The 16,944-nt window shown below is 70.5% G+C and carries 15 protein-coding genes; 5 read left to right on the plus strand and 10 right to left on the minus strand.

Going from position 1 to position 16,944, the window contains the following annotated elements; translation table 11 throughout:
- Positions 1–4: 4 nt before the first annotated feature.
- A complete protein-coding gene (locus tag PZ894_RS22300) occupies positions 5–1,216 on the plus strand; it encodes a glycosyltransferase (RefSeq protein ID WP_275748173.1) in 1,212 nt (403 codons plus the stop codon).
- Here PZ894_RS22300 and PZ894_RS22305 read toward each other — a convergent pair.
- The 3 genes from PZ894_RS22305 to PZ894_RS22315 form a co-directional block, all read right to left on the minus strand.
- Positions 1,206–1,709: a SigE family RNA polymerase sigma factor gene (locus tag PZ894_RS22305; protein WP_275748174.1), complete on the minus strand. Its 504-nt coding sequence runs from the start codon at positions 1,707–1,709 to the stop codon at positions 1,206–1,208. The two genes, PZ894_RS22300 and PZ894_RS22305, sit on opposite strands and share 11 nt — an antisense overlap.
- A complete protein-coding gene (locus PZ894_RS22310; protein WP_275748175.1) occupies positions 1,696–2,931 on the minus strand; it encodes a hypothetical protein in 1,236 nt (411 codons plus the stop codon). The genes PZ894_RS22305 and PZ894_RS22310 overlap by 14 nt, the downstream gene beginning before the upstream one ends.
- A gap of 115 nt (positions 2,932–3,046) precedes the next feature.
- Positions 3,047–5,872, minus strand: a complete 2,826-nt coding sequence (locus PZ894_RS22315) for an aconitate hydratase (protein WP_275748176.1) — start codon at positions 5,870–5,872, stop codon at positions 3,047–3,049.
- A gap of 176 nt (positions 5,873–6,048) precedes the next feature.
- Here PZ894_RS22315 and PZ894_RS22320 point away from each other — a divergent pair, with 176 nt between their 5' ends.
- Genes PZ894_RS22320 through PZ894_RS22330 form a run of 3 tightly spaced genes read left to right on the plus strand, consistent with a single transcriptional unit; the run spans position 6,049 to position 8,598 of the window.
- Positions 6,049–6,843 (plus strand): ABC-2 family transporter protein, encoded by a 795-nt coding sequence (locus PZ894_RS22320; RefSeq protein ID WP_275748177.1) that lies wholly within the window; start codon positions 6,049–6,051, stop codon positions 6,841–6,843.
- Positions 6,836–7,648, plus strand: a complete 813-nt coding sequence (locus tag PZ894_RS22325) for an ABC-2 family transporter protein (RefSeq protein WP_275748179.1) — start codon at positions 6,836–6,838, stop codon at positions 7,646–7,648. The genes PZ894_RS22320 and PZ894_RS22325 overlap by 8 nt, the downstream gene beginning before the upstream one ends.
- Positions 7,645–8,598, plus strand: coding sequence for an ATP-binding cassette domain-containing protein (locus tag PZ894_RS22330; protein ID WP_275748181.1), 954 nt, complete (start codon positions 7,645–7,647; stop codon positions 8,596–8,598). Before PZ894_RS22325 ends, PZ894_RS22330 begins: the two co-directional genes overlap by 4 nt.
- Positions 8,599–9,663: 1,065 nt before the next feature.
- Here the strand turns inward: PZ894_RS22330 and PZ894_RS22335 are convergent.
- From PZ894_RS22335 to PZ894_RS22365, 7 genes are all read right to left on the minus strand, one after another.
- On the minus strand, positions 9,664–10,437 hold the full coding sequence (locus PZ894_RS22335; protein ID WP_275748182.1) for an SDR family oxidoreductase: 774 nt from the start codon (positions 10,435–10,437) through the stop codon (positions 9,664–9,666).
- A 164-nt stretch (positions 10,438–10,601) separates the two neighbouring features.
- The gene (locus PZ894_RS22340; RefSeq protein WP_275748184.1) at positions 10,602–11,480 is read right to left on the minus strand and encodes an alpha/beta hydrolase; all 879 of its coding nucleotides are present in this window, start codon (positions 11,478–11,480) and stop codon (positions 10,602–10,604) included.
- A gap of 191 nt (positions 11,481–11,671) precedes the next feature.
- Positions 11,672–12,628, minus strand: coding sequence for a GNAT family N-acetyltransferase (locus PZ894_RS22345; protein ID WP_275748186.1), 957 nt, complete (start codon positions 12,626–12,628; stop codon positions 11,672–11,674).
- A 171-nt stretch (positions 12,629–12,799) separates the two neighbouring features.
- Positions 12,800–13,714 carry an NAD(P)-dependent oxidoreductase gene (locus PZ894_RS22350; protein ID WP_345799167.1) on the minus strand — a complete coding sequence of 305 codons (915 nt, stop codon included), beginning with the start codon at positions 13,712–13,714 and terminating at the stop codon, positions 12,800–12,802.
- Entirely contained in the window at positions 13,711–13,986 is a 276-nt protein-coding gene (locus PZ894_RS22355; RefSeq protein WP_275748189.1) for a DUF6510 family protein, read from the minus strand. Before PZ894_RS22355 ends, PZ894_RS22350 begins: the two co-directional genes overlap by 4 nt.
- 1 nt (position 13,987) lies before the next feature.
- Positions 13,988–14,773 carry a ferredoxin reductase gene (locus PZ894_RS22360; protein ID WP_275748191.1) on the minus strand — a complete coding sequence of 262 codons (786 nt, stop codon included), beginning with the start codon at positions 14,771–14,773 and terminating at the stop codon, positions 13,988–13,990.
- Entirely contained in the window at positions 14,773–15,372 is a 600-nt protein-coding gene (locus PZ894_RS22365; protein WP_275748193.1) for a molybdopterin-dependent oxidoreductase, read from the minus strand. The genes PZ894_RS22360 and PZ894_RS22365 overlap by 1 nt, the downstream gene beginning before the upstream one ends.
- Before the next feature lie 242 nt (positions 15,373–15,614).
- Here PZ894_RS22365 and PZ894_RS22370 point away from each other — a divergent pair, with 242 nt between their 5' ends.
- The gene (locus PZ894_RS22370; RefSeq protein ID WP_275748194.1) at positions 15,615–16,121 is read left to right on the plus strand and encodes a GNAT family N-acetyltransferase; all 507 of its coding nucleotides are present in this window, start codon (positions 15,615–15,617) and stop codon (positions 16,119–16,121) included.
- The last annotated feature ends 823 nt before the right edge of the window (positions 16,122–16,944 follow it).

The raw sequence follows: 16,944 nt of genomic DNA on the forward strand, positions 1-16,944 counted from the left end.
CTCCATGACCCGCTTTCTCGTCTACCTCTCCCCGGCGGTCGGCCACACGCTGCCGCTCGTCCCGGGCCTGCTCGAGCTCCAGCGCCGCGGTCACGACGTGCACGTCCGCGCGATGCCGTCGCTGGTGCCGGTGCTGACCGAGGCGGGCGTCGACGCCACTGCCGTGATACCGGAGGTCCTGTCCGGTCCGGCCTTCGAGCAGGGCGACCTGATCGCCCGCGGCGACCACGACGGCCCCGACCTGCTCGCCGCGCTCGCCGAGGTGCGACCCGACGTGCTGCTCGTCGACGTCAACGCGTACGGCGCCCAGGTGCGCGCCGAGGCCTCCGGCCTGCCGTGGGCGACGCTGATGCCCTCGGTCGTCCCGGTGCCGGGCCGCGGCGTCCCGCCGTACGGCGTCGGCATGAAGCCGATGGGCGGACCCCTCGGGCGCGCCCGCGACGCGGTGGTCTGGAAGCTGGTGGAGCGCGTGTTCGCCAAGGCGATGCTGCCCGGCCTCAACGACCTGCGCCGCGACGCAGGCCTCCGGGAGTACGCGAGCCCTCTCGACAGCTGGCGCCCGCCGCGCCGCGCGATCGCGATGACGGCGGAGCCCCTGGAGTACCCCCGCACGGACCTCCCGGCCAACATCCACCTCGTCGGCACCCAGCCGTGGGACCCGCCCGCCGAGCGCCCGCCGTACCTCGACGAGCCCGGCGACCCGTGGGTGCTGGTGACCTGCTCGACCGACTACCAGGGCGACGAACGGCTCGCCCGGGTCGCCGCCGAGGCCCTGCGGGACGAACCGGTGCGGGTGCTGATCACGCTCGCCGACGCGTACGACGACGCCGCGCTCACGACCTCCGGGAACGTCCGCGTCGAGCGCTTCGTGCCGCACGGCCACGTGCTGCCGCGTGCCGCCGCCGTCGTCTGCCACGGAGGCATGGGCATCGTGACGAAGGCCGCCTGCGCCGGCGTCCCCGCCGTCGTCGTGCCGTTCGGGCGCGACCAACCCGAGATCGCACGGCGCGTCACCGAGGCCGGAGCCGGCGTCACCCTGCGCCCGAAGCGCCTCACGCCCGAGCGGCTCCGCGGCGCCGTGCGCCGGGCGATGACGATGTCAGCGGAGGCGAAGGCGGTCGCCCGCCGGCTCGACCCCACGGGCGCCCCGGGCCGCTTCGCCGACGCCGCGCTCTCGCTCGTGCCGTCCGAGGAGGACGACCATGTCAGCCCCTGACGTGCCGCAGGTCATGGCCCAGGTCCGGCACCAGCGTGCGCAGCCTGGCCAGGGCGTGGTGGGTCTGCGACTTCACGGTGCCGACCGAGATGCCGAGCACCTGCGCGGTCTCGCGCTCGGTCAGGTCCTCGTAGTACCGCAGCACCACGACCGCCCGCTGCCGTGGCGCCAACCGCGCCAGCGCCGCCCCTAACGCCACCCGATCGGCTCCCGGACCTTCGGTCGGTGCCTCCGGGAGCCGGTCGGTGTGGATCTCGCGCCACCTGCGGCGGCGCCAGCGGTTGACGCTCTCCCGCGCGAGCACCGTCCGCAGGTACGGCTCGGGGTTGGCGGCGATCTGACCCCACCTGGGCACCACGTTGAGCAGCGCCGTCTGGACCAGGTCCTCCGCGTCGTGTGCGTTGCCCGTGAGGAGGTACGCCGTGCGCAGCAGCGCGCCGCGGCGCGCGGCGACGTACTCCTCGAAGGAGGCGCGGAGATCACGCTCGGACACGGCGCCTCCACCACACGACGGCGACCGCACCGAGGACGACCACGCCACCGGCCGCGCCGGACACCACCCACGGCCCCCACGGGTCGGGTGGCGGCTGCGCCTCGTAGACCCGACCTCGCCAGGCGTCCGCCGCCACCTGGAGGTCGACGTCGCCCACGTCCGCGCCGAGGCGGGTGAGCGGCTTCGGCGACCCGGTCCCCAGTGCGACCGAGGAGAAGACGGCGTCGTCGGCGGAGAAGGTCACGAACGTCGTGTCGTCGCGCCACCCGACGACCTCGTTGGTCTCCAAGCCGGGGACCAGCGGTGTCCTCAGCCGGCCGGGGCCGGCGGCGAGCAGCATCGTGACCGCGCTCGGACGGGTGTCGCCCGTCGACGGTCCGTCGCGGTCGACGACGGCGACGTACGCCCGTCCCGTGGGTGCCGGCACGATCCGGCCTCCGACCGGTCGGCGGGTCTCGTGCACCTCGGGCCGCGCGCGGCCGCTGGACCACAGGCGCATCCGATGGCCGGCCCCTTCGACGAGCGTGGTGCCGACGCCGGTCGCGGCCCCGAGCGAGGGCACCGGGCCCTCGGCCGGCCGCCAGGTGCGGACCTCGTCACCTCCGATCCGCCACGCCGTCACCGCACCGCCGCGCTGGAACCACAGCTCGTCGCCGACCAGCACCAGCGGCTCCGGCTCCGCGCCGGGAGCGGATGCGACCGGGTGCGAGGAGACGGCGCCGCTGGCGGTGTCGTAGACCGCGACCCCCTCGTCGTCCCAGTAGGCGACCCGGGCGCCGTCGGCAGAGAGCGAGACGTGGTCGTCCTGCACCCAGCCCGGGAGGTCCAGGAAGCGGTAGTCGCCCGTCTCGCCGGAGATCCCGGCCAGCCCTCGGCCCTCGCCGTGCCGGGGCGCGCGCAGCACGGCGGCAAGGGGCCCGATCTCCCCCGCGTCGTCCGTGCCGTCCAGGCGCGCGCCCGGCACGAAGAACTCATCCGGCAGCCGCAACGCGTCGGTCGCCCACCCGGGCGGCCCGGCCGGGCTCGGCGGCTGCTGCGAGCGCTGCCACGTCAGCGTGCTGAGGGCGGTCAGGAGCAGCACCGCGACGGCGACGATGACCGCGGTTCCGGTGCGCCGGCGTCGGGACAGCCTCCGGCCCCGCACCCACAGCGTGGCGTCGGGACCACCCACGGGGGCGTCCTCGGCCAGATCGGCGAGCCGGTCGCGCAGCAGGGTGATCATCGGTCCTCCCGGAGAGCAGTCACACCCTCACCCACGCGCCGGCCCACCGGAAGGGTTGGGTCCGAAACGACGCTGACCCGCCCGAAAGTTTCGGGCGGGTCAGCGTCGTGGTGGATCAGGCCCGGCGGAGGTTCCGCAGGACGTACTGCATGATGCCGCCGTTGCGGTAGTAGTTGGCCTCGCCGGGGGTGTCGATGCGGACGACGGCGTCGAACTCCACGCCGCCGGCCTGGACCTTGACCGTCCGGGGGGTGCGACCCTCGTTCAGCTCGGTGATGCCGGTGATCGAGAACTCCTCCTCGCCGGTCAGGCCCAGCGACTCGGCGCTCTCGCCCTCGGGGAACTGCAGCGGGATGACACCCATGCCGATCAGGTTCGAGCGGTGGATGCGCTCGTAGGACTCGGCGATGACGGCCTTCACGCCCAGCAGCGAGGTGCCCTTGGCGGCCCAGTCACGCGACGAGCCGGATCCGTACTCCTTGCCCGCGAGGACCACGAGCGGGGTGCCGGCCTCGAGGTACTTCTCGGAGGCCTCGAACACGGTGGTCACGCCACCATCGCCCGTGAAGTCGCGGGTGAAGCCACCCTCGGTGCCCGGCGCGAGCTGGTTGCGCAGGCGGATGTTCGCGAACGTGCCGCGGATCATCACCTCGTGGTTGCCGCGTCGCGAGCCGTAGGAGTTGAAGTCGCGCTGCTCGACGCCGTGCTCGGCGAGGTACCTGCCCGCGGGCGAGTCCTTCTTGATCGCGCCGGCCGGGCTGATGTGGTCGGTCGTGACCGAGTCACCCAGCTTGAGCAGCACCCGCGCGCCGTCGATGTCGGCGACCGGCGCCGGCTCGTCGGGCATGCCGTCGAAGTACGGAGGCTTCCGGACGTACGTCGAGTCCTCGTCCCACGCGAAGGTCTTGCCCTCCGGCGTGGGCAGCGACTGCCACTGCTCGTCGCCCGCGAAGACGTCCTTGTAGCTCTCGCCGAACATGTCGGAGTTGATCGCCTGGGCGATGACCTCCTCGACCTCGGACGGCGACGGCCAGATGTCCTTCATGTAGACGTCGTTGCCGTCGGTGTCCTGGCCCAGCGGGTCGTCGAACAGGTCGAGGTCCATCGATCCGGCCAGCGCGTAGGCGACGACCAGCGGCGGCGACGCGAGGTAGTTCATCTTCACGTCGGGGTTGATCCGGCCCTCGAAGTTGCGGTTGCCCGAGAGCACCGAGACGACCGCGAGGTCGTTCTCGTTCACGGCGGTCGAGACCTCGGGGATCAGCGGACCGGAGTTGCCGATGCAGGTGGTGCAGCCGTAGCCGACCAGGTTGAACCCGAGCTTGTCGAGGTACGGCGTGAGGCCGGACTTCTCGTAGTAGTCCGAGACCACCTTCGAGCCGGGCGCCAGCGTGGTCTTGACCCACGGCTTGCGCTGCAGACCCTTCTCGACCGCCTTCTTGGCGAGCAGCGCGGCGCCGATCATCACCGACGGGTTGGAGGTGTTGGTGCACGAGGTGATCGCCGCGATCGCGACCGCGCCGTGGTCGAGCTCGAACGTCGTGCCGTCCTCCAGCGTGACGGTCGCGGGGTTGCTGGCGCGGCCGTTGTCCTTCGGTGCGGTCGAGAGGTAGTCGCGCCCCGGCGTCTGGCCGTGCACGTCCTCGTGGGCCGCGGGGGCGTCGGAGGCCGGGAAGGACTCCTCGAGCGCCTCGTCGTACGCGCCCGAGATCGCAGGCTCCTCGTGGTCGACGTACGCCTTGAGCGCGCCGCGGAAGGACGCCTTCGCGGAGGCGAGCTCGACCCGGTCCTGCGGCCGCTTCGGGCCGGCCAGCGACGGCACGATCGACGACAGGTCGAGCTCCAGGCGCTCGGAGTAGCGCGGCTCGGCGCTCGGGTCGTGCCACAGGCCCTGGGCCTTGGCGTAGGCCTCGACCAGCGCGATCTGCTCCTTCGACCGGCCGGTGAGCTCGAGGTACTTGGTGGTCTCCGTGTCGATCGGGAAGATCGCGATCGTGGAGCCGTACTCAGGGCTCATGTTGCCGATCGTGGCGCGGTTGGCCAGCGGCACGGCGCCCACGCCGTCGCCGTAGAACTCCACGAACTTGCCGACCACGCCGTGCTGGCGCAGCATCTCGGTGATCGTCAGCACGAGGTCGGTGGCGGTCGCGCCCTCGGGCAGCTCGCCGCTCAGCTTGAAGCCGACCACGCGCGGGATCAGCATCGACACCGGCTGGCCGAGCATCGCGGCCTCGGCCTCGATGCCGCCGACGCCCCAGCCGACCACGCCGAGACCGTTGACCATCGTGGTGTGCGAGTCCGTGCCGACCAGCGTGTCGGGATAGGCCTGCAGCTCCCCGTCCACCTCACGGGTGAAGACCGTGCGGGCCAGGTGCTCGATGTTGACCTGGTGGACGATGCCGGTGCCCGGAGGGACGACCTTGAAGTCCTCGAACGCGCCCTGGCCCCAGCGCAGGAACTGGTAGCGCTCGCGGTTGCGCTCGTACTCGATCTCGACGTTGCGCTCGAAGGCCTCCGGCGTGCCGAAGACGTCGGCGATCACCGAGTGGTCGATGACGAGCTCGGCCGGCGCCAGCGGGTTGATCTTGGACGGGTCCCCACCGAGGTCGGCCATCGCCTCGCGCATGGTGGCGAGGTCGACGATGCACGGGACGCCGGTGAAGTCCTGCATCACCACGCGGGCCGGGGTGAACTGGATCTCCTTGTCGGGCTCGGCGTCCGAGTCCCAGCCCGCGAGCGCGCGGATGTGGTCCTCGGTGATGTCGGCGCCGTCCTCGGTGCGGAGCAGGTTCTCCAGCAGCACCTTGAGGCTGAACGGCAGGCTCGCGACGTCCAGGCCCTCGCCCTCGACCGCGTCGAGGCGGAAGATCTCGTAGGACTTGCCGTCCACGTCCAGGGTGCTCTTCGCACCGAAGCTGTTCTGACTGGCCACAGCCGTCATCTCCTGATGTCTCGTCGTCCCGGTGTGATCGCGCCTCCATCCTGCCGCCGCGCGCGAGCGCGACAAAAGGAAGGCTCCCCTAAGTTCCGGGGCGGAGGCCGACGCCATATCTCTTGACGTCAAGATACACGATGCCGAGACGAGATTCGAACGAGACCCGGTATGTTCCGGTGATCGTGCGCACCTACCTCCGGCTCTTCGTCGCGGGGTTCCGGCGCCAGTCGACCTACCGGCTCGCGGCCCTCGGTGGCCTGGTCGCCAACACCACGTTCGGACTGCTGAAGGTCGCCCTGCTCTTCGCCGCGGTGCGCACGTCGGGCGGGGAGCTCGCCGGGTACGACGTCGCGATGATGAGCACCTACATCTGGATCTCCCAGGGGATGCTCGGCTCGGTCAACCTCCACGGCCGCACCGAGATCGCCGACCGGATCCGCAGCGGCGACGTCGCCGTGGACTTCCTGCGCCCGCTCGACGTGCACCTCGCGAGCGTCACCACCGAGGTCGGCCGGGCGGTGTTCGCGCTGATCCCCCGCGGCGTCCCGTCGGTGGTGATCGGTGCCCTGCTGGTCGGCATGGCGCTTCCCGACGACCCCTGGGCCTATCCGCTCGGCGCGGTCAGCCTGCTGCTCGGCATCGTCGTCTCCGCCACCACCGTCTACCTCGTGGGCGTCTGCGGGTTCTGGCTCCTCGAGACCCGCGGCGTGGCGATCCTCTACATGGTCGTCTCCGGCTTCCTGGCCGGCCTCTTCGTGCCGATCGCGATGTTCCCCGACTGGCTGCGGGTGGTCGCGACCGTGACGCCCTTCCCGTCGATGATGATGTATCCGGTCGACGTGCTGTCGGGCCGCGTCGACGGTGCGGCCGCGGTCGGCCTGGTCGCGCTCCAGGTGCTGTGGCTCGCCGTCACGGTCACCGCCGGCCAGCTCGCGACCCGGGCCGGTCGACGACGACTGGAGGTGCAGGGTGGGTGACCTGGCCGGCCTGACCGCGCCCTACCGGGCGGTGCTCGGCTCGCGCATCCGCGCGCAGCGCAGCTACCGCACCAGCTTCCTGCTCGACCTGTCGAGCTCGGTCCTGGTCGGCCTCGTCGAGCTGGCCGAGGTGTGGGTGGTCTTCCACGCCGTCACCGAGCTCGGCGGCCTCGACCTCGCCGCGGTCGTGCTGGTCTTCGGCCTCGCCGACCTGGCGTTCTCGCTCGCCGACCTGGCCTTCGGCCACTGCGACACGCTGCCGACCTACCTGCGCGCCGGCACCCTCGACGTCTTCTACCTCCGCCCCCAGCCGCTCCTGCTCCAGCTGGTCACCAGCGACATCTCCCTGCGCCGGCTGGCCCGCGCCGCCGTGGGCGCCGTCGCGCTCGGCGTCGGGCTCGCGGTGAACGACGTGCCGTGGAGCGTGGGGTCGGTCGCGCTCGTCGTGCTGTCGCTGGTCAGCGGGGTCGCGACGTTCGCGGCGATGTTCGTCTGGGCCGCGGGCGCCCAGTTCTACCTCGTCGACGGCGCCGAGGCGACCAACGCGTTCGTCTACGGCGGGCGGTACGCCGCGACCCAGCCGGCCTCGGTCTGGGGCCGACCGCTGGTCGTCGTCTTCGGCTTCTTCTTCCCGATGGCGTTCACGGCCTACCTGCCGGTGGTCACGCTGCTCGGCCTGCCCGGGCCGGACTGGATGCCCGGCTGGCTCGGCTGGTGCGCTCCGCTCGCGGCCCTCTGGGCGTGGGCGCTCGCGCTGCTGACCTGGCGCGCCGGCGTACGTCACTACCAAGGAGGTGGCGGGTGAACACGATCGTCGAGACCGACGGCCTCGGCCGGGACTTCAAGGTCCGCGACGGCGTACGCCGACGCACGGTGGTCGCGGTCGAGCGGCTGAGCCTGCGCATCGAACCCGGCGAGGCCGTCGGTTACATCGGTGCGAACGGCGCCGGCAAGTCGACGACGATCAAGATGCTCACCGGCATCCTCGTGCCCACCCGCGGCACGGTCACGACGTGCGGGCTGCGCCCGGTCGCCGACCGGCGCCGGCTGGCGCGCGAGGTCGGAGTCGTCTTCGGGCAGCGCACCCAACTGTGGTGGGACCTGCCGGTCCGCGACTCGCTGCGGTTGCTGGCCTCGATCCACTCCCTCGGCCCCGCCGCCGAGCGCACCCGCACCGACGAGCTCGTCGACCGGCTCGAGCTCGGCGAGTTCCTCGGGACGCCGGTGCGCCAGCTGTCACTGGGGCAGCGGATGCGCGCCGAGGTGGCGGCGGCCCTGCTGCACTCGCCGCGCCTGGTGATCCTCGACGAGCCGACGATCGGACTCGACGTGCTCTCGAAGCAGCGACTGCGCGAGTTCCTGGTGGCCGAGCGACGCACGCACGGCACCACGCTGCTGCTCACCACCCACGACATGGGCGACGTCGAGCGGCTCTGCGACCGCATCCTGCTCGTCGATCGCGGCTCGCTGGTCTACGACGGCACCCTGGCCGGCCTCTCCCGCACGGTCGGCGCCGAGCGGGTGCTCGTCGTCGACCTCGCCACCCCCACGCCCGACCTCGTCGACGTGCCGGACACGCGCCATCTCGGCAGCGAGGGCGACGGTCTGCGTCAGCGACTCGCCTTCGACCCCGACGCCACGACGGCGGCGCGGGTCCTCGCCGCGCTCGCCGGTCGGACCGAGATCGTCGACCTGGCGATCGAGGAGCCGGACGTCGAGGAGATCGTGCGGCGGGTCTACGCCTCGCGCCGCTGAGCCGGCCCCAGCAGCGCCACGCACGCCACTTGGTGGGTCATCGGGAAGACTCAGACGTGGTTGAGCGTGAGAGACATCCCCTGTCGACAGCTGCAATCTCGAGAGAAGGTGCGGGCTGACCTGAGGCGCTGCGTTGATGGGAGCTTGAACGCGTCGGCCCGGACTCCGGTCCCTTGCGATTCAAAGCGCACCCGAAGTGAGCCCCGGCTACACCGCAACCCAGGGGATCCCCTATCCAGCGCTCCCGACGGCTTCGCAGAGCTGGACCGCCGGTCGACGCGGAGCGGAGCGCGCATGACCATCTCGAACCGACTCAGCCGAAGTAGCCTTCGCGCTCGAACAGTCAACGGTGGTCTCGGGCGGCATGTTCGGTCCTATCCCGTGCCCCGACGCCATGCCGGTCCGGCGAGGCTGAGCCGGAGCCCGAGACCGGTGGCGACCCCTACTAGGGTGAGTCGGGCGTGGGAAGGAACAACCACGAGCTCGAGCCCGAGATGTCGAGCCACGTGCCCCGAGCCGTCCGGGCCACTCGGGCAACCATCGTCTCGCACTCGCGGCAGCGCAGCACTGTCCCTGGTCCGCCCCGATAGGCCCGCAGTCGCCCGAATGGCTGTGTTGCAGCGCAGAAGCCGCAGCGAACTGTGACGGTCGTGGGATCGCCTGCGAGAACTCCAGCGAACTCGCCGGCGGCTGCACTTCCGTCCAGGACCGCGCGTCGTCGGTCCGTGTATTGATTGGTGGTTGAGGTCGAGACATCGGAAGTCATCGGTCAGCTCCAGTAGGTTCAGATCTTCAGTGCGGATGCAGTCGTCGGGGTATCCAAGTCCCCGAAGCAGGTCGGTGGCGTGGCCGACGAGACCGGAGGGTCCGCACACGTAGACGCGCGCCGCCAGCGGCCCCGCCCACGACGCCGGCGGCCGCATTCAGAGACCGTCACATGTGACGCCGGTCGGTGGTGACCAGCAGGCACAGTGCGCATGTAGCCGACGACGAGGGACGAGGCGCCCGTCCCGAACGATCAGGACAGGCGCCTCGCCCTGCCCCTCGACAGCACCTGGCCACATGTCAGTTGCGGCCAGCCATCACACCGCCGTCGACGTTCACGATGGCGCCGGTGATCCAGGCGGCGTCGTCCGAGAGGAGGAAGCAGATGGTCGAGGCCACATCCTGCGGCGTACCGACGCGACCCAGAGGATGGAAGGCGTCGAAGCCCTCCAGTGTCTCCTGGATCTTGTCGGCGGGGACGAAGGCCTCGTAGATCGGCGTGGCCACCACCGCGGGAGCGACGGCGTTGACCCGGATGTACGCGTCCGCCAGTTCCATGGCCAGGTTGTGCGTCATCGCATGAAGACCGGCCTTGGCCATCGAGTAGGCGCTCGACGGGGTCGCCTTGATGGCCTGGTGGGCCCACATGCTCCCGATGTTCACGATCGAGCCGCCGTTCCCGCCCGCGACCATGGCGCCGGCGACGGTCTGCGTGAGGAAGAAGATCGCGCGGTTCAGCTCGTGGTAGGAGTCGTAGGCCCGCCCGTCGTGATCGAGGAAGCCCGTGGGCACGAAGACACCCGCGGCGTTGACCAGCAGCGTGGCGTCGGAGTGCTCACTGGCGAGCTGCCGGCGCAGGTCCTCGACCTGGGTGCGGTCCGAGAGGTCGGCAGTGATCCCCCAGGTCTTGCCCTGGTCGGCCGCCGCCTGGACGGTCTCGTCCACTCGGTCCTGCCGTCGTCCGATGACGACCGCACTGCCGCCGTGCTCGACGATGTGGGTCGCCGTGCGGCGGCCGATCCCGCTGCTGCCGCCCACCACGATCACCTTGCGGCCTTCGAAGGTCTTGCTCATCGATCTTCCTTCCTCGTACCTACGGACATCGGTTCGGGGCCCGCGTCGAGCGCGGCGACCCCGCCCTGGCTACGTTCGTCGCGGCTGCGCTGCTTCGCATCAGGGGGGTGCCCGGTCAGCCGGACCTGCCCGGTCGGGAGCCGCGTTGCACATCGATGTGGCAGTCACCCGGGAGTGTCGGGCAGCCGGCGGTCGAGGAAGTCCCTGACGAGCCTCGCGACATCGTCGTTGGCGGTCTCGAGCAGGAAGTGCCCTCCTTCGAGGAGGTGGATCTCTGGAGCGACGGCGTCGGCGGCGAACGCCTTGGCGCCCTCCGGGCCGAAGATCTCGTCACCGCTGCCCCACACGGCAAGCAGCGGAACCGCGCTGGTTCGCAGGTAGTCGTGGAGCTCCGGATACATAGGGGCGTTGGTCGCGTAGTCCCGGAACAGCTTGAGCTGGATCTGGTCGTTGCCCGGGCGGGAGAGGAGTGCGAAGTCGTGCAACCAGATCTCCGGCGCGACGAGCGTCTCGTCCGGGACTCCGGTCAGGTACTGCCACTTGGTCGCTTCGAGGCTGAGGGCCGTACGGATCGCCGCCTCGGTGTCTGCGTTCTGCTCGGCCTGGTAGGCCCAGACCGTCATCCAGAAGCTCTCGACGAAGCCGTCGGTGTAGCCGTTGCCGTTCTGACTGATGATCGCGGTGATGGCCTCCGGGGTCCGCAGCGCGAGGCGCCACCCGATCGGCGCGCCATAGTCCTGGACGTAGAGCGCGTACCGGTCGACTCCCAGGTGCTCCAGCAGCGCGCTGGTGAGATCAGTCAGCGCGTCGAACGTGTAGTCGAACTCCAAGACCGAGGGGGCATCGGAGAGTCCGAAGCCGAGATGATCCGGCGCGATCACGTGGAAGCGGTCGGCCAGCGCCGGCAGCAGGTTGCGGAACATGAGACTGCTCGTGGGAAATCCGTGCAGCAGGACGACTGTCGGCGCCGCAGTCGATCCGGCCTCCCGATAGAAGATCTGATGGCCGTCGATCGTGGCGTAGCGGTGGTGGACGTCGGGCATGGTCGCCTCCCTGGTTGACGGTGGGCCGGCCGTTCAGCGGCTTGTGCCACGCTTGACCTCTGTGCGGGTCGTTCGAATCAGGGAGAGCACGGGTCCCGGCCCACGTCACACACGCGGAGCCGGTGGAGTGCGCGCGCCTCGCGTCGTCGAGGAACTCGCCGACGGCGTGCAAGCCGGCCCCGGTCAGTCCGTCAATCGGTCAGGCTGAGCGACCGGCGGGCGGCACTCAGTTCGAGGTCGTCCCGATTCACGGCGTACAGATCCACCTCGCGTCCGTGGAGCAGGTGAGCTCCCGACAGTCGGACCATCCCGAGCCTCTGCAGGGTCGCCACGCCGCGACGGTTGCCGCGCTGCACCACGGAATGGACCGCGCGCGCGTTGCTCAGCTGAAACGCGAAGTGCAGCAGCGCATGCCCGGCCTCGGCCGCCAGGCCGTGCCCGGTCGCCGACGAGGCCAGCTCCCACGACATCGTGAGCACCTCGACGCCGTCGAGGGCCAGGTCGAAGAGCGACGTTCCACCGACGAGCGCACCAGAGTCGGCGAGCTCGATGGCCCACCGCCCTTGCGGATGCGGCGCCCGGTTGGACTCAGAGATCCACCCGTCAATTCGACGACGCATCGCGTTCCGGTCCGGCTCAGGGCCGATGGGCGGCAGCGTCCACCGGACCACTTCCTCGTCCTGGTAGATGGGCAGCGCGCTGTCGGTGTCGTCGAGGGACCAGGGCCGGAGGACGAGTCGGTTGCTGGCGATCTCGTCGATCTGCACGTTGACGAGGTCCATCCGGGTGCGGTCCGTGATGTCGGCGAGCGGCGACGGAGCGGCCGACGGCTCCTCTCGCCTCGGGAAGGGTTCCGGATCGATCAGGTCCGCGTACTCGGGATGCGCTTGGACGAACGACTCGACGTACGTGCACGATGGCGTGATGGCCCCGCCGGACACGCGGATGGCGTCGAGGGCACCCTTCACCAGCGCGCCGGCGACCCCCTGCCCGCGCTGACTCTTCGGCACGAAGGTGTGACGCAGGTCGAAGCGCTTGCCCGCGCGCTCGTAGGCCAGGACTCCGACCGCCTCCGCACCTCGGACGGCCTCGAACTGCGTGGAGATCGGATTGATGATCACTCGGACGGATCCGTTGGCTGCCTGCATGAGCTGCACCTGTTCGATGTGGTGGTTGCGCAGGGCACTCGGAGTGCGGGCGCACGTGCACCGCCCCCACCGTTGCGAGCGCCCCGGCACGTGATGGCCGGCTTGAGCGCTGTGCCCGGGTGTCCTGTGGGTGCCGTCGCCCCGGCCCGATCTTTCGCCGGCCTATCCGTCCTAGCGGAGGAATCCCCGCCAGACTGCGGCCATGTCGTGGTCGCGGTACTCCGTCTCCTCGACCCTCTCGTACGCATCGCGCATCGCGACCATCAGCTCGGTGCGTAGCTCGGTCGCAGCGACCGCTGAGAACATCAGACCGATGTCCTTCACCACGCCGGGGAGTGCGAAGGAGGGAACTCCCGTCGAATCATCGAGGATGGCGGCACCCTTGGCCTGTGCGACCGGCGCGTCGACCGGTCCACCTTCGATCGCCCGCAGGAACAGGGCGGGATCCAGGTCGAGCTGCTCGGCCATCGCGATCGACTGACCCACCCCCGCGACGAGGAGATCGACCCAGGCGTTGCAGACCAGCTTGAGCGCACTCGCGCGTCCGATCTCGGGACCGGCCTCGACGACCCTACTGCTGTAGCCGTCGATGACAGGCCTGGCTGCGGCCGCCACGTCAGCGGCACCCGAGACGAGGCTGACCAGCTGACCGGCTTCCGCCGGTCCTCGGGTCCCGAGCACTGGAGCATCGAGGAACCGTCGCACGCCTCGTGCCACCTGTCGTGCTCCGTCCGGGCCGATGGTCGCCGACTGCACCCATACAGCCTCCGGCCCCATCGACTCGAGGAGGTGCGGCTTCACGTCGAGGGTGGCGGAGGCGTCGTACAGCAGCGTGATCACCACGGAGGCATCCAGGACGCACTCGCCGATTTCGGTCGTCACGATCGCACCGCTCCGCCCCAGGGGCGCGGCTCTGTCGTGGGTCCGGTTCCAGACCGAGACCCGGTGCCCGGCCCTCAGGAGCGAACGCGCCACGCCTGCTCCCATGACGCCCGTGCCCAGCACGGCCACGCGTGCCGACTTCACCCGACCTGGGTTCGCACCCGTCGGTCCGGGAAAGTCCTTCGGGTCCGGCCCGCCGCTCACGACGTCGCGCGGAGCTGCCAGGAGGTCGATCCGCGCAGGTCCAACCAGATGGAGTCGCGGCTCCTGGCGAAGCGCCCGATGACCGAGGTGCAGCTGCGACAGCGGAGGACCGATCCGGGACCGCGCACGTACGCGGCGACCCTGGCCAGGGGTGCCGTAGCCCCGCAATCTTCGCAGGTGACCCGGATCGAGGTGACGTCGACACCGAAGATCTCCGATAGCGGCCCGGCGACGGCGTTCCCGTCGAGTGCGAAGTCGTCTGGGTGGTTCATCTCATCCTCCTGTGGGGCCAAAACGTTCGGTCCGGATTACGTCAGCCGGGTGCCCACGCTCGATCAGCAGCTGCGTGGCTCTCTCCACGAAGGCGGTCGGGCCGCACACGTACACGCGGGTTCGCCCGGCCGCGTCCGACGCCGTGGGTCCGGTCGCCGGGGAGATCTCCCCCGATGCCGCCGGCAGGTCCTCGGCCCTCAGCCGCCCGGGCGATCGCTCGTCACCCAGGGAGCCCGAGCGGGTGAAGATCTTGTCGATGGTCACGCCCCGCGATCGCCGGCCGATGTCCTGCAGCTCGTCCTGGTAGAACACGTGGTCCGGGCTGCGTGCCGAGTACACGAGATGGAACGGACTCGCCGAGCCCGCGCGGATGCGCTGTCGAAGCATCGCCATGAGCGGGACGATCCCCGATCCACCCCCGACGAGCAGGATCGGCCCGGAGAGCTTCGCCGACCACGTGAACCATCCGCCGATCGGCCCTCGCAGCTCGAGCTCGTCGCCGGGCTGCATGACCTCGACCAGGTACGGCGACACCTCCCCCCTGTCGACGGCCTGGACCGTGAGCTCCAGGCCGTCTCCATCGGCGGCCGACGCGATGGAGTAGCTGCGCTGGGCGCTGTAACCGTCTTCGGCTGTCAGCTTGACGTCGACGTGCTGGCCGGCCTCGTGGCCGGACCAACCCGGCACGGTCAACCGGAGCGTCCGGGCCGAGGTGGTCTCCGTACGGCTCGCCTCAAGGCGCGCACGGAGCCAGCGGAGTGCGCCGCGTCGCAGGCTTCCGCTCATCAATCGCCGATGTAGCGCTGTTCCAGCCACGGGTCGCCGTACTCGTGGTACCCGAGGCTCTCCCAGAATCCCAGCTGCTCGTCCAGACGCAGCTCGATGCCATTGACCCACTTGGCCGACTTCCAGAGGTACAGATGCGGGACCAGCAACCGCGCCGGTCCACCGTGAACCGGGTCCAGCTCCCCGCCGTCGTACTCGAAGACGATCCAGGCCTTCCCGTCGAGCAGATCCTCGAGCGGGATGTTCGTGGAGTAGCCGCCGTAGCAGTGGACGAGAGCATATTCCGCCTCGGTGCCGAGGCCGTCCAAGAGCGAGCTGACCGGCACCCCGCGCCAGGTCGTGCCCAGCTTGCTCCACTTGGTGACGCAGTGGATGTCGACCGTGAACTCCTCGCTGGGAAGGGCCATTAGCCTCTCCCACGTCAGCGTGGTGCGCGAGCCGTCGATGTCCGTGATGTCGAAGCGCCAGTCCTCGGTGTCGACGTACTGAGTCGGACCCGCCGACAGCACCGGGAAGTCGTCCGTGACGTACTGTCCCGGCGGCACCCTGGGGTCCGACCCACTGCCGCGACCGCCGAATCCCCTGCTGATGACACTCATCTGCCCCTCCCGCCTCTCGCGCTGATAACCGGGTCGTCCACTGGTCTTGGTGACGCCGGAGCGGGCAGGCCTTACGGACCTCGCGACTCGTCCGGGTTCACTCGACCACGTCGCCCGCCCGGGCCACGGGAACCCGCAGCGCAGGAGGGTAAGAACGGCGGCGCGAGGGGCGACTCACTGGGTCAGGAACGGGGACCGCTGCCGCAGCAACCCCGGCGAGCAGGAGAGACGAGGATCAAACCGTGACGACCTCAGACAGTTCGGCAGCATCGATCGCAGCTCCCACCGAAGGTCCTCCGGCGAGCCGGCCTGCCGCCCCCGCGGCCCGCTACGGGCCGGACGCCGGGCAGCCCGTCGCTCTGAGTGACCTGGGCGACCTGGGCGACCTGGCGGGACAGGGGGTTGTCGAGGTGGTGCACCACGCGGAGGACAGGTTCTACGAGCTGTTGGCCGACGGCACCTCGGTCGCATTGCTGGTGTACGAGAAGAACCTGCAGCAGGTCGGGATCACGCACGCCGTGGTCCGAGAGGATCGCCGGGGTCACGGTCTGGGGACGACACTGATCGCGAGTGCCCTCGACGACCTCGTCGCCGCCGGGACGAGGGTCGCGAACTACTGCGACAGCGTCGCCCGCTTCCTGGACAAGTTCCCCGACTACCGGCGCCGGGTTCGCGGAGAGTCTGAGCCGCTGACGGCCGGGCGGCGGGCCGGGATGACGGGGGCCGGCGATGCGACCGACCACACGTGAGGCAGCGGTTGACGATCCTGATGCATGAGCTGGCGGCTCGATCATTGCTGAGACTCCCGAAGACGACCTGATCCAGATCGGTGGCAGCCAGTACCTGCCAGCGGGACGCGGTCGATCGGGACCGGCTCGCAGGCAGCCCAACCCGTACGCGTGACGCTGCAAGGGACAGGCTCGCTACCCGGACCTGCGGACGGCAGGCGGCGTGCACGCTGATGCGGGCGTGGTCGTACGACGATCCGCCCGGCTCAGCGGTCGAACACATCGGGAAGGACCTTTCCGGCTACGTGCGTTGGACGAGCTGCAGGTACGGCTCCTCGAGTCGCCGGCCGGCCTCGACGCCGTCTCGACGATCCCCGGCACCTCTCCCGGATGCCGGGGACCGGGTCGGCGTCAGTCGGCCCGAGCCACGTCGTGCAGTCGGGTCGCGGCGCAGGCGCACTCGTCGGAGCACGGGAGGTAGGTGTGCCACGGGTGCCCGCACTCGGGGCAGGGCATCTCATGTGACAGTGGATGCGCTTGCGTGTCGACGGTGTCCCACATGACAGGCCCCTCACTGCTGACGATCGCTCCTTGCGGGCTGCGGCCCGAGGAGCACGCGAATCCGTGCGAGTCGGTGACGAGCTGCCGCGCTCGTGGCGTCAGGCCGGGCCTTGATGGCTGTTGCGGCCGAGATCGGCGCTGGTGACAGCGACGACCGCACGGTCCCGACCCGAAGACTCGCGACGCCCATTGCTGGCCGACTACATCGATGATCCATCCCGGCGCCTGTCATCGGCCCCGGCAGCCCCCCGGCCCGACCACCCGGCCCGACCACCCGGCCCGA

This window comes from Nocardioides sp. YIM 152315, from assembly GCF_029210375.1.
Classification (GTDB): domain Bacteria; phylum Actinomycetota; class Actinomycetes; order Propionibacteriales; family Nocardioidaceae; genus Nocardioides.